The 20,174-nt window shown below is 74.6% G+C and carries 21 protein-coding genes; 9 read left to right on the top strand and 12 right to left on the bottom strand.

From position 1 onward, the window contains the following. The first annotated feature begins 28 nt into the window (after positions 1-28). Positions 29-1,105 (top strand): SDR family oxidoreductase, encoded by a 1,077-nt coding sequence (locus FZ103_RS08270; RefSeq protein ID WP_155999987.1) that lies wholly within the window; start codon positions 29-31, stop codon positions 1,103-1,105. A gap of 375 nt (positions 1,106-1,480) precedes the next feature. On the opposite strand, the gene FZ103_RS08265 is transcribed toward FZ103_RS08270, so the two are convergent. From FZ103_RS08265 to FZ103_RS08255, 3 genes are all read right to left on the bottom strand, one after another. Then, positions 1,481-2,047 (bottom strand): hemerythrin domain-containing protein, encoded by a 567-nt coding sequence (locus FZ103_RS08265; protein ID WP_155999986.1) that lies wholly within the window; start codon positions 2,045-2,047, stop codon positions 1,481-1,483. Between the two features lie 98 nt (positions 2,048-2,145). Then, on the bottom strand, positions 2,146-2,997 hold the full coding sequence (locus FZ103_RS08260; protein WP_155999985.1) for an SDR family oxidoreductase: 852 nt from the start codon (positions 2,995-2,997) through the stop codon (positions 2,146-2,148). Between the two features lie 122 nt (positions 2,998-3,119). After that, positions 3,120-3,329 carry a DUF2795 domain-containing protein gene (locus tag FZ103_RS08255; protein WP_186355996.1) on the bottom strand — a complete coding sequence of 70 codons (210 nt, stop codon included), beginning with the start codon at positions 3,327-3,329 and terminating at the stop codon, positions 3,120-3,122. A gap of 306 nt (positions 3,330-3,635) precedes the next feature. Here FZ103_RS08255 and FZ103_RS08250 point away from each other — a divergent pair, with 306 nt between their 5' ends. Beyond that, positions 3,636-4,913, top strand: coding sequence for a multidrug effflux MFS transporter (locus FZ103_RS08250; protein ID WP_186355995.1), 1,278 nt, complete (start codon positions 3,636-3,638; stop codon positions 4,911-4,913). A 199-nt stretch (positions 4,914-5,112) separates the two neighbouring features. Continuing rightward, positions 5,113-5,772 carry a TetR/AcrR family transcriptional regulator gene (locus FZ103_RS08245; protein WP_155999984.1) on the top strand — a complete coding sequence of 220 codons (660 nt, stop codon included), beginning with the start codon at positions 5,113-5,115 and terminating at the stop codon, positions 5,770-5,772. 112 nt (positions 5,773-5,884) lie between these two features. On the opposite strand, the gene FZ103_RS08240 is transcribed toward FZ103_RS08245, so the two are convergent. Continuing rightward, the gene (locus FZ103_RS08240) at positions 5,885-7,135 is read right to left on the bottom strand and encodes a hypothetical protein (protein WP_186355994.1); all 1,251 of its coding nucleotides are present in this window, start codon (positions 7,133-7,135) and stop codon (positions 5,885-5,887) included. A gap of 109 nt (positions 7,136-7,244) precedes the next feature. Continuing rightward, the gene (locus FZ103_RS08235; RefSeq protein WP_155999983.1) at positions 7,245-7,913 is read right to left on the bottom strand and encodes a class I SAM-dependent methyltransferase; all 669 of its coding nucleotides are present in this window, start codon (positions 7,911-7,913) and stop codon (positions 7,245-7,247) included. 521 nt (positions 7,914-8,434) lie between these two features. Here FZ103_RS08235 and FZ103_RS08230 point away from each other — a divergent pair. Then, positions 8,435-8,785, top strand: a complete 351-nt coding sequence (locus tag FZ103_RS08230; protein WP_394350087.1) for a protein-tyrosine phosphatase family protein — start codon at positions 8,435-8,437, stop codon at positions 8,783-8,785. Between the two features lie 77 nt (positions 8,786-8,862). Here FZ103_RS08230 and FZ103_RS08225 read toward each other — a convergent pair whose 3' ends face one another. Both FZ103_RS08225 and sigJ read right to left on the bottom strand, forming a co-directional pair. Beyond that, positions 8,863-9,321, bottom strand: coding sequence for a carboxymuconolactone decarboxylase family protein (locus FZ103_RS08225; protein WP_343233435.1), 459 nt, complete (start codon positions 9,319-9,321; stop codon positions 8,863-8,865). A 263-nt stretch (positions 9,322-9,584) separates the two neighbouring features. Beyond that, the gene (gene sigJ / locus FZ103_RS08220; RefSeq protein ID WP_155999982.1) at positions 9,585-10,643 is read right to left on the bottom strand and encodes an RNA polymerase sigma factor SigJ; all 1,059 of its coding nucleotides are present in this window, start codon (positions 10,641-10,643) and stop codon (positions 9,585-9,587) included. Positions 10,644-10,806: 163 nt separating this feature from the next. On the opposite strand from sigJ, the gene FZ103_RS08215 reads away from it, so the two are divergent. Together FZ103_RS08215 and FZ103_RS08210 are read left to right on the top strand one after the other, a co-directional pair. Beyond that, positions 10,807-11,538 (top strand): sugar isomerase domain-containing protein, encoded by a 732-nt coding sequence (locus FZ103_RS08215; protein ID WP_155999981.1) that lies wholly within the window; start codon positions 10,807-10,809, stop codon positions 11,536-11,538. A 168-nt stretch (positions 11,539-11,706) separates the two neighbouring features. Continuing rightward, entirely contained in the window at positions 11,707-12,561 is an 855-nt protein-coding gene (locus tag FZ103_RS08210) for an SAM-dependent methyltransferase (RefSeq protein WP_155999980.1), read from the top strand. 84 nt (positions 12,562-12,645) lie between these two features. On the opposite strand, the gene gndA is transcribed toward FZ103_RS08210, so the two are convergent. Then, positions 12,646-14,088: an NADP-dependent phosphogluconate dehydrogenase gene (gene gndA, locus FZ103_RS08205; RefSeq protein ID WP_155999979.1), complete on the bottom strand. Its 1,443-nt coding sequence runs from the start codon at positions 14,086-14,088 to the stop codon at positions 12,646-12,648. Positions 14,089-14,807: 719 nt separating this feature from the next. Between gndA and FZ103_RS25425 the strand changes: the two genes are divergently transcribed. Together FZ103_RS25425 and FZ103_RS25420 are read left to right on the top strand one after the other, a co-directional pair. Beyond that, positions 14,808-15,284, top strand: coding sequence for a hypothetical protein (locus FZ103_RS25425; protein ID WP_186355993.1), 477 nt, complete (start codon positions 14,808-14,810; stop codon positions 15,282-15,284). Next, entirely contained in the window at positions 15,284-15,658 is a 375-nt protein-coding gene (locus FZ103_RS25420) for a transcriptional regulator (RefSeq protein ID WP_186355992.1), read from the top strand. The genes FZ103_RS25425 and FZ103_RS25420 overlap by 1 nt, the downstream gene beginning before the upstream one ends. Before the next feature lie 28 nt (positions 15,659-15,686). Here FZ103_RS25420 and FZ103_RS08195 read toward each other — a convergent pair whose 3' ends face one another. Together FZ103_RS08195 and FZ103_RS08190 are read right to left on the bottom strand one after the other, a co-directional pair. Then, positions 15,687-16,709: a sodium:calcium antiporter gene (locus FZ103_RS08195; RefSeq protein WP_155999977.1), complete on the bottom strand. Its 1,023-nt coding sequence runs from the start codon at positions 16,707-16,709 to the stop codon at positions 15,687-15,689. A 148-nt stretch (positions 16,710-16,857) separates the two neighbouring features. Then, positions 16,858-17,298 (bottom strand): HIT family protein, encoded by a 441-nt coding sequence (locus FZ103_RS08190; RefSeq protein WP_186355991.1) that lies wholly within the window; start codon positions 17,296-17,298, stop codon positions 16,858-16,860. 179 nt (positions 17,299-17,477) lie between these two features. Here FZ103_RS08190 and FZ103_RS08185 point away from each other — a divergent pair, with 179 nt between their 5' ends. Beyond that, positions 17,478-17,816 carry a hypothetical protein gene (locus tag FZ103_RS08185; RefSeq protein ID WP_155999975.1) on the top strand — a complete coding sequence of 113 codons (339 nt, stop codon included), beginning with the start codon at positions 17,478-17,480 and terminating at the stop codon, positions 17,814-17,816. Between the two features lie 366 nt (positions 17,817-18,182). Here the strand turns inward: FZ103_RS08185 and FZ103_RS08180 are convergent, their stop codons facing one another. Next, positions 18,183-18,665 (bottom strand): hypothetical protein, encoded by a 483-nt coding sequence (locus FZ103_RS08180; protein WP_155999974.1) that lies wholly within the window; start codon positions 18,663-18,665, stop codon positions 18,183-18,185. Between the two features lie 86 nt (positions 18,666-18,751). Further along, on the bottom strand, positions 18,752-19,951 hold the full coding sequence (locus FZ103_RS08175) for a zinc-dependent alcohol dehydrogenase (RefSeq protein ID WP_186355990.1): 1,200 nt from the start codon (positions 19,949-19,951) through the stop codon (positions 18,752-18,754). Between the last annotated feature and the right edge of the window lie 223 nt (positions 19,952-20,174).

Here is a 20,174-nt window from a genome sequence, read left to right as displayed (position 1 = left end):
GCGGGCCGGCTTCGAACGGGAGGCAGGAATGCACTGGAGGAGCAACGCGGCCGCGGTCGGCGCCGCGGCCGCCGCTGGGGTGGTGGCCGCCCGCAGCCTGGCGCGCGGCCCCGAGGACGTCACCGGGCGCACCGCGCTGGTCACCGGAGGCACGCGCGGCCTGGGCCTGCTCATCGCCCGCGAACTCGGGCGGCGCGGCGCCCGCATCCTGGTCGTCGCGCGGGACACCGCCGAACTCGACGCCGCGGTGACCGACCTGCGCGGCGAAGGCGCCGAGGCCTTCGGCCTGGCCTGCGACCTGAGCCGGGAATCCGACACCGCGGCCCTGGCGGCCCGGGTCCACGGCGAGTACAGCGGGGTCGACATCCTCGTCAACAACGCCGGAGTCATCCGCGTCGGGCCGGCCGCCGAGATGGCCGACGACGACTTCGCCCAGGCCATGGACACCATGTTCTGGGGTCCGCTCCGGCTCACCCGCGCCCTGCTGCCCGGCCTGCAGGAGCGCGGCGGGCACGTCGTCACCATCACCTCGATCGGCGGCAGGATCAGCGTGCCGCACCTGCTGCCCTACTCCTGCGCCAAGTTCGCCGAGGTCGCGCTCTCGCGCGGGCTGGACGCCGAGAACGCCGGCAGCGGCGTGCGCTTCACCACCGTCGTGCCCGGCCTGATGCGCACCGGCTCCCACGTCGGCGCCGAGTTCACCGGGTCGCCGCGCGCGGAGTACGGCTGGTTCGCGCTGGCGGCGAGCCTGCCGGTGCTGTCGATGGACGCCGAGCGCGCGGCGCGCACCATCGTCTCCGGCGCGCTGCGGGGCCGCAGGCACCTGGTGCTGACCCCCGCGGCACGGGCGGCCGTCATCGCCGACGGCATCAGCCCCGGGCTCGTGCAGACCGCCCTGCGGATCCAGGGGCGGCTGCTGCCGCGGGGGCGGACCGATGAGGTGCGCACCGGCGGCGAGGCCCGGCAGCGCACCGGCGCGCTGCTGAATGCGCTGACGCGGCTCAACGACGCCGCATCGCGGCGCTTCAACCAGATCCCGGGCCGGCGGGGACACGGCCGGGTCGAAGACAGCGGTGCCCGGGAGAGGCAAGAGCGGAAGGGATGAGGAGGGGCCGCCGTCCCACTGCGGGAACCCTCCGGTGACCACTCGGTGCGGGAACACCGAAGGCCGGGGCACTGGGATGGAGGCGCTTTCCGCCTACAGCCGATCAGGGGGTTGCTTGGGCACTCAGGGGGTTTGACCGCGGCACCGGGGCTGTGAGGCGCGACCCCACCCGTCGCCCGCCGCCACCCCTGACGGAGGCGCTTCGCGCCACGTGTTCCGAGCCGCCTTGCGCACGGTTGGCCGCAGCGCTGGAACCCACCACGGGCGGGCCTGCTCCACCACACGAGTACACGGGGCGACGGCCGTGCGGGAAACGGCCGCCGCCCCGTGCCACTGCCGGATGCGCCCTCCACCGCTCAGGGGCGGTGTGCGCGCTCAGCCGCTTCGGCCGGAGAGCGCGTCGCGCATGCGGTCCACCAGCCCCGCGCCGGGGTCCAGGATGCGGTTGGCCGGCGGGGTGTCGGGCGCGCTGGGGTGCGGACGCGTGGGGGCCGACTTCTTCGCCTGCAGCACCTTCTGCCCCAGCTCCTCCAGCTCCTGCCGGCTGCACGCCTCGCGGAGCCGCGGGAGCAGGTCGTTCTCCTCGTCCTCCACGTGGTGGCGGATGTCCGACATCAGCGTGCTGAGCAGCTCCTCGAACCGCGGATCCTGGGCGTCGAGTCCGGAGAGCTGCTTCATCACCCGCTCGGCCTCGGCGTGCTCCTCGATCTCGTGGTCGGCGATCCGGTCGCCGTCGGGCAGCGCCTTGCGCGCCGCCGGGTACATGTACTGCTCCTCGGCCACCGAGTGGCGCACCAGTTCGGTGATCACGTGGTCGACCATCCCTTTGCGCTCCGCGGGATCGCCGGCGCCCTGCTCCAGTTGGCTGAAGACGCCTTCGACGGTGCGGTGGTCGGAGATGATGACCTCGATGAGGTCGTTGCCCTGCTGTTGATCTGCCATCGTCACTCCTTTGTGGGGCTCCGCGTCTCGGGCGCGGAGAGCCGTCGGGTCCACCGGAGGCGACTGCCCCGGCTCCGGCGGTTGAATCGGGCGTGTGCTCAGCCGGCCTGGATCTCGCCGCCCGTCGGGGCCAGCACCTCGCCGGTGTAGTAGGACGACAGCCGGTTGCTGGCGAAGAAGACGTAGGAGGGCGCGATCTCGTCGGGATCGGCGGCGCGGCCGATGGGCGCCTGGCCGCCGAAGCCCTCGACTTTCTGCTCGCCCAGCGTGGAGGGGATCAGCGGCGTCCACACCGGCCCGGGAGCCACGCAGTTCACGCGGATGCCCTCGTCCATGTAGTGCTGCGCCAGCGAGTAGACGAGGTTGTGCACCGCGGCCTTGCTGGTGGCGTAGTCGATGAGCGACTTGTTGCCCCGCAGCGCGTTGACCGAGCCGGTGACGATGACGGACGCGTCCGGCGCCAGGTGGGGCGCTGCCGCGCGCAGGGTCCAGAACACGCCGAAGACGTTCACCTCGTAGGTGCGGCGCAGCTGCTCGGTGCTGAGTTCGGCGAAGTCGGAGACGGGCTCCTGGGTGGCCGCGTGGGCCACCAGGACGTCGATGCGGCCGAACTCCCGGACCGTCCGCTCGACCATGTCGATGCAGTGCTGCTCGTCGGCCACGTCGCCGCGGATCAGGAGGCTGCGGCGGCCCGCGCGGTGCACCAGATCGGCGGTGTGCTCGGCGTCGGCGTCCTCGCTGAGGTAGCCGATGGCCACATCGGCGCCCTCCTTGGCGAAGGCCGCGCTCACCGCCCGCCCGATTCCGGAGTCGCCGCCGCTGACCAGCGCCTTCTTATCGGCGAGCAGGTCGCGGCCGGTGTAGTCGGCCATCTCGTCGCGGGGCCGGGGCTCCATCGGCCCCGTCTCGCCAGGGTAGGGCTGCTGCTGTGCTGGTGGCTGCTCGCTCATGCTCGGCTCCCTTTGGATGTCGTCGGCTGCCCGGGCGGCCACCTCCCGGCCGGCGCGGGGGCGCTCGCCGCGGCGGGGCCGGTCCGGTGGCGCTGCCCCGGGGCCGGCCCTCACACGCTCCGTCAGTCGTTGGACTCTCCGGTCACTTCGGCGATGTCGCGGCTGACCTCGTCGGGTCCCCCGTACTGCTGGCGGGGGAGGCGCTGCAGCGCGTCGACGACGCCCTCGTCGGCCTTCCTGGTCTTGGCGTGCTCGACCAGCTCGTCGCGCGAGGACGGGTAGTCCGCGCCGGCCAGCGCCTTCTGCACCTCGATGAACGTCGGTTGTGCCACGCCGCTCTCCTTTCCGGTTGCGGATAGGGGGCGCGCTACCCCTGATCTGCGGGTCCATGCCCGGGGGCGGGGCCGTGCGGAGCGCCCAGGGGGGCGCCGGCCCGCGCGCCGGCTCCGGTTCCGCTGGGCCACCGGGCGGGCGCCGCCCGTGCTGTCGCGTGCATCACACGGCGATCCGCGGCCGGAGGGGAACACAATCCCGGGCGGGCGCGCTGAAGCACACGCACCGCCGAACGACCTCTCGGCACCGCTCGCTTCTTCGCTTCGTGCACGCTGCTCGACATACGGGAAGGCCGGAACGCGACAGTGGCTTTACCAAGCACTTCCACCGGAACCGACGACTCGACCCCGGCGCAGCCGCCCGCGCCGCGAGAGCCCACGGGCCTGCACCGGGTCCGCATCATCCTGGTGCTCGGCGCGCTCGTCGCGCTCGCGCCACTGACCATCGACATGTACCTGCCCGCACTGCCCGAGATCGGCCGGGATCTCCAGGCGTCCTCCTCAGCGGTGCAGCTGACCCTCACCGGCACCCTCCTGGGCCTGGGCCTGGGGCAACTGCTCATCGGCCCCCTCGCCGACGCCGTGGGCCGGCGGACCCCCTTGATCGCCGGAACCGCCCTGCACATCGCCGCATCGCTGCTGTGCCTGGTCGCGCCCGACATCGCGGTGCTGGGCGCGCTGCGGATCGTCCAAGGCGTGGGCGCGGCGGCGACGATGGTCGTGGCCCTGGCCGTGGTCCGCGACCTGTTCAGCGGGCGCGCCGCGGCCACGACCCTGTCCCGGCTGATGCTGGTCATGGGTGCCGCGCCCGTCCTCGCCCCGAGCCTGGGCAGCGCGGTCCTGGTCGCCGGATCCTGGCGCTGGGTGTTCGGCGCCCTGGCCGTGCTCGGCGGCGTCCTGCTGCTGGTGGCCGTGCTGGCGCTGCGCGAGACGCTGCCGCCGGAGCGCCGGCGCACCGGCGAGGTGGTTCCGGTCCTGCGGACCTACGGATCGCTGCTGACCGACCGCGGCTTCCTGGTGATGGTGCTGGTGGCCGCCCTGGCGATGTCGGCCCTGTTCTCCTACGTCTCGGGCGCCTCCTTTGTGCTGCAGGAGCAGTACGGGCTCGACCAGCAGCAGTTCGGGCTCGTCTTCGGCGCCGGAGCGGTCGCGGTCATCGGCGCCTCCCAGCTCAACGTGGTGGCGCTGAACCGGATGAGCGCGCAGCGGATCGTGCTGTTCGCGCTGATCGCGGCCGTGGTGTTCGGCGCGGCGCTGATGGCCGTCGCCTTCACCGGCGCCGGCGGGATCGTGGGCTTCATGATCCCGCTGTGGGCCATGCTCGGCGCGGTCGGGTTCGTGATGCCCAACGCCCCGGCGCTCGCGCTCTCGCGGCACGGTGAGGCCGCCGGCACCGCGGCGGCGCTGCTGGGCGCCGGCCAGTTCGGCCTGGGCGCGCTGATCGCTCCGCTGGTGGGCGTGCTCGGCAACGACGGGCCGGCCATGGCGGTGATCATGACCGGCGGCGCAGCGGTCGCCCTCGCGCTGCTCATCGGCTCGCTGCTGGGCGAGCGCCGTTCGGCGCGCGCGGTCGCGCGCGCCTGAGCCGAATGCGGTCCGCCGGGGGCGGACCGCGGCCGAGAGGCCGGTGCGGTTCTCAGGGGCCCGCACCGGACACCGGGCCGGGCGGAGGTGCCGATCGCGGCACCGCCGCCCGGCCTCGCGTGTTCCGAGAGGCGGCGCGGTGGTCGGTCCGGAGGAGGGACAAGAACGGAACAGTCCGTTCCGATGCTAATCTGGCCGCATGCCGCATCCGACGCGGGCCGCCGGCCTCTCCGGGCGCCGCGCTCAGGCGCAACGCAACGACTCCGCGATCCTCGACGCCGCCCGCACGGTGTTCCTGCACGACCCCAAGGCCCCCGTGGCCGCCGTGGCCTCGCGCGCGGGCGTGGGGATCAGCGCCCTCTACCGCCGCTACGGGGGAAAGGACGACCTGCTGCGCCGGGTCTGCCACGACGGCCTGCGCCGCTACATCGCCGAGGCCGAGACGGCGCTGGCCGAGGAGGACGGCTGGCGGGCCTTCACCTCCTTCCTGCGGCGGATCGTCGACGCCGACGTGCACTCCCTGACGGTGCACCTCGCCGGCTCGTTCGCCCCCACCGCCGAGATGCGCGCCGACGCCGCGCGCGCCTTTGAGCTGGCCGCTCTCCTGACCCGGCGCGCACACGAATCGGGGCGCCTGCGCGCGGACTTCAGCTCGGCCGACATCGTCCTCGTCCTGGAGGGCTGCGCCGCCGTCCGCTTCCCCGACCCGGAGCGGACCCGCCTGCTGCGCCGCCGGTACCTGGCACTCCAGATCGCCGGCCTCGACACCGCCCGGGCGGTCGAGTCGGAGAGCGCCTCCGAGAAACTGCCCGGCCCGCCCGCCACCGAGGAGGAGCTGGACCTGCGCTGGCGGCGCTGAGCGGCAGGGCGCATCGGCTAAACTGGCGGCAATCGACCCCCTCCCAAGCCTCTCCACGATGCTCAACTGGGAGGGGCCTCTTTCTTTCGGGGGTGCGCGGCCGACCGCGGGCTCAGGCGGTGAACAGCGACTCGGTGTCGGCGGCGACCGCCTCCAGTACGCGGCCGGTGAAATACACGGTGCCCAGCACCAGTACCCGCCGGCCCAGGCCGGCCAGCAGCCGCGGAGTCACCTCCTGCGCGCGCACCCGCCCCCAGTGCCGGGGCAAGGCGGCCGAGAACTCCAGATGGGCGTCGGGCAGAGTCGCCGCCGTGACCCCCAGCCCGGCGAGCTCGGCCACGGCGCCCGCCACGTCCTTGTGGTCGGGCAGGCACACCAGCACATGATCGGCCCCGCCCGCCTCACCCCAATGCCGCCGCGCGTGGTCCAGCGCCGCCGCCACGCCCGCGCGATCCACGGCGGAGTCGACGATGAGCTCGGTGTCCGAGCCGGGCACGCGGTGGTGGGAGAGCCGTCCGGGCAGCCGGACGGTGGACAGCACCTCGTGCAGGCGGGCCGGCGGGGGCTCGGCGCGTGCGGTGGCCGCCAGCAGCCGCCGCGCGGCCGTGTACCCGAGTTCGGCCGCCGGCCGCCCCAGGCCCTCGGGCAGCAGGCGGGCGGGAAGCCCGGACGCCCCCGGCCGCAGGCGCTCGGGCGGCACCCGCCCGGCGGTCCGGGCGGCGAGCGCGGCGCGGGCGGCGGCCTCGGCTCCGGCGTCCAGCGTTCCGTGCACGAAGGCGCGGGCACCCGGTCCCGCGACGCCGGCCTTCTCCGCGGCGAGCTGCTCGACCGTGTCGCCGAGCACGCCCAGGTGCTCGCCGAAGACGGTCGTGAGCGCGATCGCGACGGGGTCGAACAGGCTCAGCTCGTCGCTCGCACCGCCCATGCCCGCCTCCAGCACGAGCACGTCGGCGCCGCGCTCGCGCGCGTGGAGCGCACCCGCCGCGAGGAACAGCCCGCTGGGGGAGAGGTAGCCGTTCCGGGGCGGGGGCAGGCGCCGCACCGCCGTACCCAGCTCGGCGGCCAGGCGGGCGAGGCCGCCGTCGCCGATCGCGGCGCCGTTGAACCGGATGCGGTCGCGCGGGCCGGTGACGCCCGGGCTGGTCACCGTCACGACGCCTGCCCCGGCCGCAGCCAGCGTCGCCGAGGCGTAGGCCGCACAGGTGCCCTTGCCCTTGGAACCGACCACGCCGAGGACCGGCGCGTCGAGTGCGGGGAGTCCCAGACCGGCCAGCAGCTCCGCCGCCCGCCCGAGGTCGCGGCGCTGCCCCGGCCGGCGCTCCCGCCACTCCGCGAAGAACACCCCCGGCGCCTGCCCGGCCACGTCCGCCACCCCTTCCGCTATCGGCGCAGGTTCCGCCTGGCGCGGAACCCACCGGAACCCTACGGAATCCACCGCCCGAAAAGCGCGGGCGACGGCGGGGCAGGCGCGCTCATGCCGGTTTGAGGGCGCTCACCCGCTCGATCGCGCCCGCCTTGGAGCGTTCGCTCGTCTCGATCGTGAACCCGTGCTCGCGCACCTGCTCCAGGGGGCGGCGCAGGAAGCGCTCGCCGCTGCCGGGCTGTGTGCGGGCGGTGATCCATTCCAGGCCGCGCAGCGCCCAGCGCAGCGGGGCGACCGTCGGGCGCACGTGGTCGAGCAGCAGGAGGCGGCCGCCCGGGCGCAGCACCCGGCGCATCTCGGCGACGGCGGCGCCCACGTCGGGCACCGAGCACAGCGACAGGGTGGCCACGACGGTGTCGAAGTGGCCATCGGGGAAGGGGAGGTGCTCGGCGTCGGCCTCGCGCAGAGCGGCCACGTGCTCCATGCCCGCCGCGCGGCGCCGCGCGATCTGCAGCATGCGCGGGCTCAGGTCGACCCCGGTCAGCTCCACGTCATCGCCGTAGAGCTCCAGGTTGCGCCCGGTGCCCACGGCCACCTCCAGCGTCCGGCCGCGGGCCTGGCCGCACACCCACGAGCGCCCGTCGCCGATGAAAGCCCGCTCGATGCGGTCCATCCCCTGGTCGTAGGTCGCGGCCTGCCCGTCCCAGTGGGCGCGCATCGCGTCGAGGACGGCCGCGGGGTCGTCGGAACCGGAGTTCCGAGAGTGGGATTGGGGCATGGCCGAGTCCGTTCCGATCGCCGGATGGCGGAGACCGCCGGAGACAGCTCCGGACCGGCTCCGCCCTTGCCGGGCAAACGCCCGGACCGGCGCCCGTGTTCCGCGGCGGATCCTCCCCGCGTCGCGGCCGAGGCGGCGGTGCAGCGTCCGCACACGGCGGGCACGACAGGACGCCACCGGCTCCGCCTGCGTCGACGGGAATCCGGCGCGGCCCGCCGCACGGTTGGGCTCGGCCGTCGGGCGGGCCGGTGGCCGGATCCGGTCGCCGGTGCGAGTGCTCGTGAGGCGGAGGAGGGAGGCACGCGTCGGCAGGGTCCGCCACGGCGTGCGTCGGGGCGGCGGACTTTGCGGCCGGCCCGATAACCTGGCCGCCCGCCGGCCCGGCCCGCGTGCTCGCGGCCGCGTCGCCGACCCGCCCGAACCGGGAGGACGCCGTCGACTCCGCACCGGACCCCTGGCCGCCCGCGACGCCGGGGCTGCTGCGGCTGCCTTCGGGAAGGCTCGTCCGCGGCCGGGCCCTGATGCGCCCCCTTCCGCCGGGGCCGACACCGCACTTCGGCCTGTACCTGCTCGCCCGCCGCCCCCGCCCGGTGCCCTGGGAGCACGTGTGGCTGCGCTGGCCGGACTTCCGGCTGCCCGCCGACCGGGCCGCCGCCCGCGCCGCTCTGCACGACGCCTGGTCGCGTGCCCGCGCCGAGCGCGTGGAGATCGCCTGCCGCGGCGGCCGGGGGCGCACCGGCACCGCCCTGGCCTGCCTGGCGGTGCTGGACGGGGTCCCTTCGCGCGAGGCGGTGGCCTACGTCCGCGAGCACTACTCGCCGCGTGCCGTGGAGACCCCCTGGCAGCGCTCCTACGTCGCCGCTTTCGGCTGAGGGGCGCGCCGCCTGCACCGGAGGGAGCCGCCGCGGTCCCGCGCTCCCGAAGGGGCGCGGCGGCTCCGCCGTGGCTCTCAGGAAGGGGTGTGCGAGCCCGGCACCATCCGAGTGGCCACCGCGATGCGGTTCCAGGCGTTGATGGTCGAGATCGCCACCACCAGCGCGGCGAGCGTCGGCTCGTCGTAGTGGCGGGCGGCCTCCTGCCACACCGCATCGGAGACGCCTGTGCCGTGGTCGGCCAGGCGGGTCGCCTCCTCGGTCAGCGCCAGGGCCGCCCGCTCGGCCTCGGTGAACAGCGGCGACTCCCGCCACACCGCCACCGCGAGCAGGCGCTCGGCGCTCTCCCCGGCCTTCTGCGCGTCCTTGCCGTGCATGTCCACGCAGAAGGCGCAGCCGTTGATCTGGCTGGCCCGCAGCTTGACCAGCTCCAGGGTCGAGTGCGGCAGCGGGCTCTGGGCCAGGAACCGCTCCAGCCCCGCCATGGCCGTATAGGCGTCCGGGGCCTGTTCGAGGACGTTCATGCGCTGGGTCACCGATCACTCCTTGGCATCCGGGTTGCTCGTGTTCTCTGAGATCCGTGTTGTTCCGCGTGCCTGCGGGGTGCTTTGAGGCGCCGTCTTCCCTCCTCGCTCCCTCGCTCGTCAGTCCAGACGGCGCCGCACCCCTCCGGCCCGCTCGGGGCCTCGCTTCCTCGCTCGTCAGTCCAAGACGGCGCCGCGCCCCGCACCCCCGCTTGGGCTTTTCCGCGGGTGCGCGGGGTGCTGGGAGGCGCCGTATTCCCTCTCCGTACACCTGCTCAAGCCTCGCTCCTGTGCTCGTCGGTCCGGGCGGCGCCGCGCTCCTCGTGCCCGCTGGGTGCGCGGCCGTGGCCGGGGGCCGCCCCGCCTCCCCCGGTCGTGTTCCGCCCCGCTCTTTTCAGCTTCTCAGGGTTCAGTACGGCGTCGATCGCGCTGATGCGGCCGCCGGAGACCGCGACCCCGGCGACCTGCTCGATGCGTTCCCGGCGCACGCCGACGAAGCCGGGCCTCCCGTTGACCGCGGCCGGGCGCAGGTCCCGTCCTGCGCCGAACCGGTCCCGGACCCCCAGCAGGAAGCGCGCCACCTTCCGCCGGCCGCGGATCGGCCGCCGGGCGCTGCGCACGACTCCTCCGCCGTCGGAGCGCAGCACGACGTCGGGGTCGAGCAGGCGGACCAGCCCGTCGAGGTCGCCGCCGCGCACCGCCGCCAGGAACGCGTCGACGATCCGGCGGTGCTCGGCGGCGTCGACGTCGAACCGGGGCGCCCGCGCGGACACGTGCCTGCGGGCGCGTGCGGCCGACTGCCGGCAGGCCGCCGGCGTCCGACCCACCGCCCGCCCGATCTCGGCGAACGACAGGCCGAACACGTCGTGCAGCACGAAGGCCGTGCGTTCGGCGGGGGAGAGCGACTCCAGCACGACCAGCATGGCCACGCTCATCGACTCGTCGAGGGTCACGCGGTCGGCGGGGTCGGCCCACTCCCCGCCCGCCGCCGGTGCAGCGGCCGCGCTCCACGGGCCGACCAGCGGTTCGGGCAGCCACTCGCCGATGTACTCCTCCCGGCGCAGCCGCGCCGACCGCAGCGTGTCCAGGGCCAGCCGGGAAACGGTTGTGACAAGCCAGCCGGCCGGGTCGCGGATCTCGGCGTGCTCGGCGCAGCGCTGCGTGCGCTCCAGCCGCAGCCACGCCTCCTGCACCACGTCCTCGGCCTCCTCCACGCTGCCCAGCAGTGCGTAGGCCACTGACAGCAGGCGCGGCCGCAGCGCCCCGAACGCGGCCGCGGGATCTGTTTCGCCGTCCACACCGAGAGGACGAGACAGCGGGCGCTTGTGTGACATCGGCGTGCCTCCTCGGGCGCACCGGGTCCGCGCGGCAGGGGCGCGGCTCCGGTTGACGGGGTGATCGATCAGGCGCGACGCTAAGGGCCGGTATAGACCGGACCATACCGGCTGCTCCCGCTTCCCCGCGGGACCGCCGGGACGACCCCACCGAAGGGACACGATGACCCAGGCAGCGGATTTCGGAGCGGTGATGTGCGAACGGCTCGCGCTGGTCCAGCAGCGCAACGAAGCGGCGCTGGCGGAGGTCGCCGACGTGCTGATGGAGCGGGTGGTCGAGGGCTCCGGCGTCATCCTCGCCGCCGGGGCGGGCCACTCCTTCAACGCCGTGGCCGAGGCGTTCTACCGCGCCGGCGGGCCGGCCACCGTCAAGCCGCTCCACACCCCCGAGCTGCTGCCGGTCAACGGCGCGTCCTCCAGCACGGCGGCCGAGCGGCGGCCGGGGCTGGCGGCCGAGGTGCTTGCGCGGGCCGAACCCGAACCCGGCGACGTGCTCTTCGTCTTCTCCACCTCGGGCGTCAACTTCTTCCCGGTGGAGATGGCGCGTGAGGCCGCCGACCGCAGGATCCCCGTCGTCGCCGTCACCTCGCGCGAGTGCAACGCCGCCGCGCCGGCGCGCGCCGGCAGCACCCTCAGCGAGGAGGCCGACCACGTGCTCGACACCTGCGTGCGCCCCGGCGACGTCGCCTACCCGCCCGAAGCCCCCGTGACCGGGCCGATGTCCAGCCTGGCCAACGCCTTCCTGTGGAACCTGCTGCTGGCCGAACTGCACTCCCGGGCCGAGGCCGCCGGCACCGACCTGCCGCTGTGGCGCTCCTCCAACATGCCCGGCGGCGACGAGGCCAACGCCGGTCTGCTGCGGCGCTACCTGCCTCGCGTCCCCGAACTCCGGTGACGGCGGGGCGCGGCGTCCCGACCGCGCCCGCTCCCGCGCCGGCCAGGGCTTGGCGACCGTCCCGCCCCGGGTCGGTGCTTGCTGCTAGAAAGGAACGCGGCGGCGGCGCCCCTCCAACGCTCCGCCGCCCGCGCACGTGCAGCCCTCCACCTCCCCAGGGGTTTTGCGATGAACCGTCCAGGCGACGACGACACCTCCGCCCGCTCCGGCCCGGCCTCCTCCGCCGCCGGCCCCATCCCCGACGTCGACACGACGGTCCCCCACACCGGCCGGGTGTGGAACTACTGGCTGGGCGGCAGAGACAACTTCGCCGCCGATCGCGAGCTGGGCGACCGCATCCGAGAGTTCCTGCCCACGGTCGTCGAGCTCGCCCGTGCCGACCGGGACTTCCTCGGCCGCGCCGTCACCTACCTCGCCCGCGAGGCGGGCGTGCGCCAGTTCCTCGACGTGGGCAGCGGCCTGCCCACGGCCGACAACACCCACGAGGTGGCGCAGGCGGCCGTACCCGAGGCGCGCATCGTCTACGTCGACAACGATCCGCTGATCCACGCCCACGCCCGCTCCCTGCTGGCGGGCACACCCCAGGGTGCCACCGACTACATTCACGCCGACCTGCGTGACACCGAGGCGGTCCTGCAGGCCGCCGCCCGCACGCTGGAGCTGGACCGGCCGATCGCGCTCACCCTGCTCGGCGTCGTCGAGCACATCCCCGACTCCGACGGCCCCTACGAGGTCGTGGGCCGCCTGGTCGATGCGCTGCCCTCCGGCAGCTACCTGGTCCTCGCCCACGACACCAGCGTCGTGCACGGCGAGATCTCCCAAGAGGCGGTCCGGCGGTGGAACGAGAGCGCCACCCCCGGGATCACCCTGCGCAGTCCCGAGGAGATAGGCCGGTTCTTCGCCGGTCTGGAGGTGCTGGAGCCCGGCGTCGTCTCCACCTCGCGCTGGCGCCCCCGCCCCACCGACGACGGCGCCCCGCCACCCGAGGTCGACGCCTTCTGCGCGGTGGGCCGCAAGCCCTGACGGCCGGCCCGACGGACACCGACCGACTCCCCGCCCCCGGCAGCCGCCCCACCGCGGCCGCCGGGGGCACCGCCGGCGCACCGCTCACTCGGCGCCCTCCTCGGCGCGGTCGCCGCCCCAGCGGGTGTGGAAGACGCCTTCGCGGTCGATGCGGCGGTAGGTGTGCGCGCCGAAGAAGTCGCGCTGGATCTGGGTGAGGGCGGCCGGCAGCCGCCCCGCGCGCAGCGTGTCGTAGTAGGCCAGCGCCGCCGAGAAGCCCGGCGTCGGGACGCCGTGGCGGGTGGCCGTGGCCACCACGGCGCGCCAGTCGCCCTGGGCGTCGCCGATCTCGGCGGAGAACCCCGTGTCGGCCAGCAGAGTCGGCAGCGCGGGGTCGGCCGCGTAGGCCGCGCGGATCCGGTCGAGGAACGCAGCGCGGATGATGCATCCGGCCCGCCAGATCGCGGCGACCGCGCCCGGGTCGATGTCCCAGCCGTACTCCTGGGCGCCCGCCGCGATCATGTTCCAGCCCTGGGCATAGGAGACCAGCTTGGAGGCGTAGAGCGCCTGCTCGATCTGATCGGCGAAGCGCCCCGCCGCCTCGCTCTCCATGGCCTCGGCCCGCGGACCGGGCAGGCCCGCGGCCGCCTTGCGCAGGCCGGCGTGGCCGGAGAGGGAGCGCGCGAACACCGCCTCGGCGATGCCCGAGACCGGAACCCCCAGTTCAAGGGCCGTCTGCACCGTCCAGCGGCCGGTGCCCTTCTGCTCTGCCCGGTCGGCGACCACGTCGACGAAGGGCGCGCCGGTCTCGGGATCGGTGTGGGCCAGCACCTCCGCCGAGACCTCCATGAGGTAGGAGTCCAGCCGGCCGCTGTTCCAGGTGCGGAAGACCTCGGCGATCTGAGCGGGGGCGTAGCCGGCCACGTCGCGCAGCAGGTGGTAGGCCTCGCCGATGAGTTGCATGTCGGCGTACTCGATGCCGTTGTGCACCATCTTCACGAAGTGGCCCGCCCCGTCGGTGCCCACGTGGGTGGTGCAGGGCGCACCGTCGGCGGCCTTGGCGGCGATGCTCTCCAGCATCGGCCCCAGCGCCGCGTAGGACTCCGCCGAGCCGCCGGGCATGATGCTCGGGCCGTGCAGCGCGCCCTCCTCCCCGCCCGAGATTCCCACGCCTACGAAGTGGATGCCGCGCTCGCGCAGCTCCCGTTCGCGGCGGCGGGTGTCGGCGAAGTGGGCGTTGCCTCCGTCGACGATAATGTCGCCCTCCTCCAGCAGGGGGGCGAACTCGGAGATCACCGCGTCGGTGGCCTCGCCGGCCTTGACCATGATCACCAGCCGCCGCGGCCGCTCCAGTGCGGCGACGAGGTCCTGCGGCGACTCAGCGGGCACGAAGTCGCCCTCGTCGCCGAAGTCCTCGACGAGGGCGTGCATCTTGGCCGGAGTGCGGTTGTGCGCCGCGACGGTGTATCCGCTCCGCGCCAGGTTGCGGGCGGGGTTGCGGCCCATCACGGCCAGGCCGGTGACGCCGATGTCGGCCGATGTGCTCATGCTGCTGCTCCCCGATGGAGGTGTGCTGCGCCGGGTCCGGCCGGCGGGCCGGGCCCGTGTTGTCTGCGTTGGCACGGTAGGCGCTGCCCGCACGCGGGTGTGGGATGCGCGCGGCGTTGCGCCCCGGCGCGGGGCCTGCGCGGTGAACCGGGGCGCGCGGGGCGTTCGGCGGCCGGGGGCGGTGCCGGGGCCGCCCACCTGCCCGGGAGCGGGCAGCGGGCCCCCTGTCCGCCCCGTGGCTCGGGCGCCGCTGGCCGCCTCCGGCCAGCAGAGGGACGCCGCTCGGTGCGGTCCTCTAGCGTTGCGCGGGCAGGGCCGTTCTGCCCGCCCTGCCGTGGCGGGCAGCGTGGAGGCGCGCCGCCGGACTCCGTCCATCCGGCGGCGCGGCCTCCCCGGTCCGCATCCGCCGGCCCGCGCTCCCTCCGCTGCCCGGGTCCGCTCGGTCGCGGGGGCCCGCGCCCGCCCGTCGTCCTTTCGGCGGAGGCTGCGCGTCGCGCCCCTCCCGGTCACCCACCGCCGCTCTCAGCGGAGACGCCGCCCTCGCCCCGTTCTCCGCGCCACCGGGGCCGGGCAGAGGGGCGCCCTCCCCATCCGCTCCGCTCCTGCCGCCCTCCTCGGCCGCCCTGCGGCGAATTCCCACCGAACATCCGTTTTCCAACACGGAAAGTCGTGCTACTTTCTAAGTTGGAAAGTGGGTTGCGGCATGAAGGAGCTACACGATGGAGAAGGAGCAGGAGGCCCGCGCCGCCCTGGACGACGTGCGGCGCCGGCAGGAGTCGGTGGGTCGCGAGCTCAGCCGCCACCGGCCGCGGTGGTGGATGGACCTCCTCTACGCGCTGGGTTTCTACGTGGTTCTGGCGAGCCTCGAACTGGGCGCGGGCATCTCCCTGGCGGCGGCCGGAGTCGGCTTCGCGCTGCTGTTCCTGGCGGTCGCATTGGGCATCCGGCGGGCCGCACGGGGCGGCGTGAGCGGTCGCCGGCGCGTCTGGACGCCGGGGCGCGTGGCGGCGGCCGCGGTCTGGCTCGCCGGCATCCTGGGCGTGTTCTGGGCCGCGAGGACCCTCATCGAGGGCCATCTGCCGGAGTGGGCCGCACCGATGCCGGCCGCGGTCCCCGCGGCGGTGCTGTCCTGGTTCTTCGTGCGCTGGCTGGGCCGGATCGGCTTCGGCCCGCGCCGCCCGGCGGGGGCCGAGTAGTGGCCGAGCCGCGGTTCGACGAGCTCATCCACGCCTCCACGCGGCTGTCGATCATGGCCATGGTCGCGGCGGGCACCGGTGTGGAGTTCCGGTTCATCCGCGACGAGCTGGGGGTCAGCGACTCCGTGCTGTCCAAGCACCTCGCCGCCCTGGAATCGGCCGGATACCTCACCGTGCGCAAGGAGAGCCTGGGGCGCGGATGGCGGCGCACCCTCGTGGACATCACCGACGAGGGCGACGCCGCGTTCCACGGGCACGTCGCGGCACTGGACGCCATCATCGGCCGCGCGGGACGGCGCGGCGATCCGGCCGCGGGCGGAACGGGCGCCGCGGCTGACGCCCCGGCCGGCGACGGCGCGCCGCGGGAGGCCTGAGGCCGGTGCGCCGGCAGGGGCCGGGCGGCTATCCCATGGAGACCAGGAAGACCACGCCGATCACATAGGCGGCGAACATGGCGACTCCCTCGAAGCCGATGCCGTGCTCCTGGCGGCGGATCAGTCCGGCCGCCACGAGCAGATTGAGCACGATGCCCAGCACGGTCATCAGCATGACCTGCGGCGTCATCGCCCCATAGACCGTGCCCTGGCGGTAGGCGACGTCGCTGAACGACAGGAACAGCACGTCGAAGCCGTTCCCGCCGATGATGTCGCCCAGCGCCAGGTGCAGCGCGCGGATCCGGACGGCATACAGCACGGTGACCAGTTCCGGCAGCGAGGTGATGAAACCGGTGAACACGGCGCCGACCACGCCGCCCGACATCCCGGTCTGCTGGATCACCGCCAGCCCGGACTCGCCGACGACGTAGCCAGTGGCCGAGACGACCGCCGCCATCGCGGCGAACTTCGTCCACATCGCCGCCATGGACTCCCCGGGCCGTTCCGAGGCGGGATCGGGTTCGTCGCGGCGGGTGTTGCGGGTGGGCGTCACCCGCCACATCGGATTGGCGCCCACCTTGCGCGACAGCCGCAGCCAGTACAGGTACAAGAAGACCAGCAGCACCGAGGCCGGGTGCACCTGCAGCACGTCGAACTGAGGGCCGATCCCGGCGATCAGCACGGTGCCGAGCATGATCGACAGCCCGATGGGGGCGAGCAGGTTGGGCAGCGATGCGGCGGCGTGCTCCAGGTTCGCGCGCCGGTAGACCAGGTCCGCCAGGGCGATGAAGGTGGTCTGCAGCGCGATCCCGCCCAGCGCGTTGTTCATGGAGAAGACCGCGTCGCCCTGCGCCGCGCCGAGGATGCTGGTGACCAGGCCGGGCAGCGCGGTCACCGCGCCCACGAGCACGATCCCGGCCAGCGTCTCGCCCAGGCCGGTGCGGTCGGCGAGCCGGTCCACCAGGCGGGTGAAGGGGCCGCCGATGACGAGCAGCACGATCGCCGCGACGACCAGAGCCAGCGCGCTGACCCACACCGGTGCTCCGCCCATGCCGCTCCGCTTCCCGACGACACCGCCTGCCGGAGCCCCTACTACCCACACGCAACGCCGTGACCGCCACCGCGGAGTGGCGGTCCTCACTCCGCCGACCGCGGCGTGACAGCACGGGTCTCGCCCGCCGGACCGACGGCGGCCCGGCTCAGGAGCGCGGCGTCGGCGCGGCCAGGCCGCCGCGGACGGCGGCCGCACTCTCGTCCAGTTCCGCCCTTTCGCGGATCCGCCAGTCCGCCCCGATCCGGAAGCCGTCGCCGCGGAACCGGGGGAAGACGTGCAGGTGGACGTGGAAGACCTCCTGGAAGGCGGCCGCCCCGTCGGCCAGGAACATGTTGACGCCTTCGCAGCGGAGCCCCGAGCGGCGCAGCGCTCCCGCGAGCCGGTGGGCCGCGGTCCACATCCGGGCGCCCAGGGGCTCCTCCAGATCCTCCAAGCCGATCCGGTGCGCCTTGGGCACGACGAGCAGATGGCCGGGCGTGACCGGCTGGAGGTCCATGAAGGCCGTGACGGCGTCGTCCTCGTAAACGCCGCTGGCCTCCGCCTCGCCGCGCACGATGGCGCAGAAGACGCATTCACTGGCGGCCACGGGAACCTCTCCTCGCCCTCGGGGGAATGGGTCGGCCTCAGCCGGATCCCCGATTATCCGTCCGCGCCGCCGGCTGCCGCACGGCCGGAACCGGCCGATCGGGCGGGTGGGGGAGCGGCGCGGTGGTGCCGGGGGATCTAAGCACCATGCGATTGGCGACAGCGATAAGGAGTGGGCCGATGGGTGCGACGATTCCGGGCGCGGGGGTGCCGGCGATGGCGGCTGCTCCGGCCGCGGCGGAGGACGCCGTCACCGGCGTGCTGGGCCTGCTGGTGCAGTGGGGGCCGACGGTCGTCGTGCTCGGCCTGGTGATCGTCGTCGGCCTGATCGTGTGGGCCGCGGCGACCCGCAGGCCGCGCCGGGGCGCCCACAGGGGCGGCCACGACTGGGCCGCCTACCGGGGCAGTGGTGGCGGCGGATTCGGCGTGGGTTTCGTCGACGGCGGCGGCGCCGCGGGCGGCGACGGCGGTGGAGGAGGAGGCGGCGGCGGTGACGGCGGCGGGGGCGGGGGCTGCTGAGCCCCGGGGCGGTCGGCGCCCCGGTGTCCGGCTGCGTCGTGTTTAGGGAGTCGGTCACCACAGCAGGTTGCGGCAATGGGGCTGTGATGCGCGAAGCGCTGTGCGCCAGCTTGCCGCCGAGCGGCGGTGCACCCTTGTTTCGGACGCACGCCACCGATGGCACGGCTCCGCCCGATGAGTTCGGCGTGCGCTCGGCGGCAAGCAAGCACGTGGCGCGAAGCGTCTCCGCTGGGGTGGTGGCGGGCTGGCGGGCGGGCGGATCGCGCTCCGCGGGGCGCACCCGTTGTCGCAACCCCGACGGCGGCCGCCCCAGGTGCTACCGGGGGGTGCCTCGGAAGCGGCGCCCCCGCCGCTTTTGGACACGGCCTACCGCCGGCGCCGGTCGCCCCTCGCCAGCAGGTCGTAGGCGGCCCCGGTCGCGGCGGCGTAGACCGTGTGGTGCAGCAGGTCGACGGCCACCTCGCGGGCGCCCCACTTCCAGCCGGGCGGTGAGGCGCCCGTGGCGGGCAGGACGACCTGCTCGGCTCCCCAGACCGACAGCAGGTGCAGGGCGCCGGCACGCAGCCCCCGCGTGCCGGAACCCAGCCCGATGAGGCCGCGAGCGGCCCCCCACAGCGTGCCGTAGCCCCAGTGGACGAGGTTGCTGAAGCGCTCCTCGTCCTGCTCCCCGCGCGGCCGCACACCCAGCACCGTCTCGGCCGCGTCGGCCGGCGTGGTGCTCGACCCGCGTTCGCGCAGCTTGGCCTCCAGCGTGCTGGAAACGGTCATCGCCGCCGTACCGGCGGCCCCGGCCAGCAGCCCCCGCCCCACGGCGGAGGCGACCTCGGCGAGTGTCGTGGTTGGTCTCATGCGGGCCCACTGCCCGCACCCCGGCACCGCATACCTGCCGCAGCGCCGCGCCGGCACCACCGGGCCGGCGCGGCACGCCGGACGCCTCACACGGTGGTGACGGCCACCTTCGTCCAGCCCGCCTCACGCCTGTCGAACGCGGTGTAGGCGGCGATGGTGTCGTCGAAGCCCATCTCCTGGGTGAGCACCGACTCGATGTCGACGTGCCCGGAAGCCACCATCCGCACCAGTTCGGGGACGTACTTGCGGTGGTTGCAGTTGCCCATCCGCAGCGTGAGGTTCTTGTTCATCGCCGCGCCGATGGGGAAGGACGTCATCGGCGGCGGGTAGACGCCGATGATCGAGACGGCCCCCGCCTTGGCGACTCCCTGCACCGCCCACTGGGTCGCCATCGACGGCGCATCGCCGGGCACCCAGGTGCCGTCCTGCGGGTTGGTCTCCGGCGCCACCTGTGCCAGCTCCCGGGCGAAGCCGTTCTCACCGGTGGCCGCGGGGCCCTCCTTGGGCCGCTCGGCGTCCACGCCCACCGCGTCGATCACCCGGTCGGGGCCGATGCCCCCGGTCAGCTCGACCATGGCAGCGACCGGGTCCTCGGCGTTGTAGTCGATCGGCTCGGCGTGCAGGGCCCGCGCCTGCTCCAGGCGGCTGCCGACGCCGTCCACGGCCAGCACCCGACCGGCGCCCTGCACCCGGGCGCTGATGATCGCGAACAGCCCCACGGGTCCGCACCCGAGCACCGCCACCGTGTGGCCCGGCTTGATGTCGGCGATGTCGGCCCCGAACCAGGCGGTGGGGAAGATGTCGGAGATGAGGATGGCCTCCTCGTCGCTGACCCGGTCGGGCAGCCCGACGAGTCCGATGTTGGCATAGGGCACGCGCACCCGCTCGGCCTGCATGCCCGGGAAGGAGCCGGTGCCCTCGGGGCCGCCGAAGAACGAGGTCCCCGCCCGGCGCCCGTTGGGGTTGGCGTTGTCGCACTGGGCGAAGTAGCCGGCCCGGCAGTAGCTGCATGTCCCGCAGCCGATGGTGGACGGGATGACGACGCGGTCGCCCGGTGAGAAGTTGCGGACCTGCGAGCCCACTTCGGCGACCACCCCCACGCCTTCGTGCCCGAGAACGGTCCCCGGCACCATGCCGGGCAGGGTGCCGCGCACCATGTGCAGGTCGGTCCCGCAGATCGCGCTGGTGGTGATCTGCACGATGGCGTCCTGGGGATGCTCGATCGCCGGTTCGGCGACGTCGTCCATCCGGATGTCGCCCACGCCATGCCATACGACGGCCTTCACTGTGTCCTCCCGATTCCGAAGGCGGCTGCGTGCGGGGGCGCCGTGCGCCGAACGCCTGCGCGCGGCCGGGCGACCCGGCGGCGCCTCGGTGCGGCCGCCTACCCGGGGCCCCTGCCGCGAAACGGTGCGTCGCCCTGCCGCTCACCGGCCCGGCCCCGCCCCGAACCGCCCCGCCCCGAGACGCCGCCGCGGCCCGGACCGCGGCGGTACGCCCGCACCCGCG

It is taken from the genome of Streptomonospora sp. PA3 (assembly GCF_009728995.1).
GTDB lineage: Bacteria > Actinomycetota > Actinomycetes > Streptosporangiales > Streptosporangiaceae > Streptomonospora.
This window is presented reverse-complemented; position numbering and strand designations above follow the sequence as displayed.

Coding starts and splice junctions, on each gene's coding strand:
- FZ103_RS08180 (WP_155999974.1), bottom strand. CDS start 18,665: ATGAGACCAACCACGACACTCGCCGAGGTCGCCTCCGCCGTGGGGCGG.
- FZ103_RS08210 (WP_155999980.1), top strand. CDS start 11,707: ATGAACCGTCCAGGCGACGACGACACCTCCGCCCGCTCCGGCCCGGCC.
- FZ103_RS25425 (WP_186355993.1), top strand. CDS start 14,808: ATGGAGAAGGAGCAGGAGGCCCGCGCCGCCCTGGACGACGTGCGGCGC.
- FZ103_RS08185 (WP_155999975.1), top strand. CDS start 17,478: ATGGGTGCGACGATTCCGGGCGCGGGGGTGCCGGCGATGGCGGCTGCT.
- FZ103_RS08235 (WP_155999983.1), bottom strand. CDS start 7,913: ATGCCCCAATCCCACTCTCGGAACTCCGGTTCCGACGACCCCGCGGCC.
- sigJ (WP_155999982.1), bottom strand. CDS start 10,643: ATGTCACACAAGCGCCCGCTGTCTCGTCCTCTCGGTGTGGACGGCGAA.
- FZ103_RS08245 (WP_155999984.1), top strand. CDS start 5,113: ATGCCGCATCCGACGCGGGCCGCCGGCCTCTCCGGGCGCCGCGCTCAG.
- FZ103_RS08195 (WP_155999977.1), bottom strand. CDS start 16,709: ATGGGCGGAGCACCGGTGTGGGTCAGCGCGCTGGCTCTGGTCGTCGCG.
- FZ103_RS08265 (WP_155999986.1), bottom strand. CDS start 2,047: ATGGCAGATCAACAGCAGGGCAACGACCTCATCGAGGTCATCATCTCC.
- FZ103_RS08230 (WP_394350087.1), top strand. CDS start 8,435: ATGCGCCCCCTTCCGCCGGGGCCGACACCGCACTTCGGCCTGTACCTG.
- gndA (WP_155999979.1), bottom strand. CDS start 14,088: ATGAGCACATCGGCCGACATCGGCGTCACCGGCCTGGCCGTGATGGGC.
- FZ103_RS08270 (WP_155999987.1), top strand. CDS start 29: ATGCACTGGAGGAGCAACGCGGCCGCGGTCGGCGCCGCGGCCGCCGCT.
- FZ103_RS08260 (WP_155999985.1), bottom strand. CDS start 2,997: ATGAGCGAGCAGCCACCAGCACAGCAGCAGCCCTACCCTGGCGAGACG.
- FZ103_RS08215 (WP_155999981.1), top strand. CDS start 10,807: ATGACCCAGGCAGCGGATTTCGGAGCGGTGATGTGCGAACGGCTCGCG.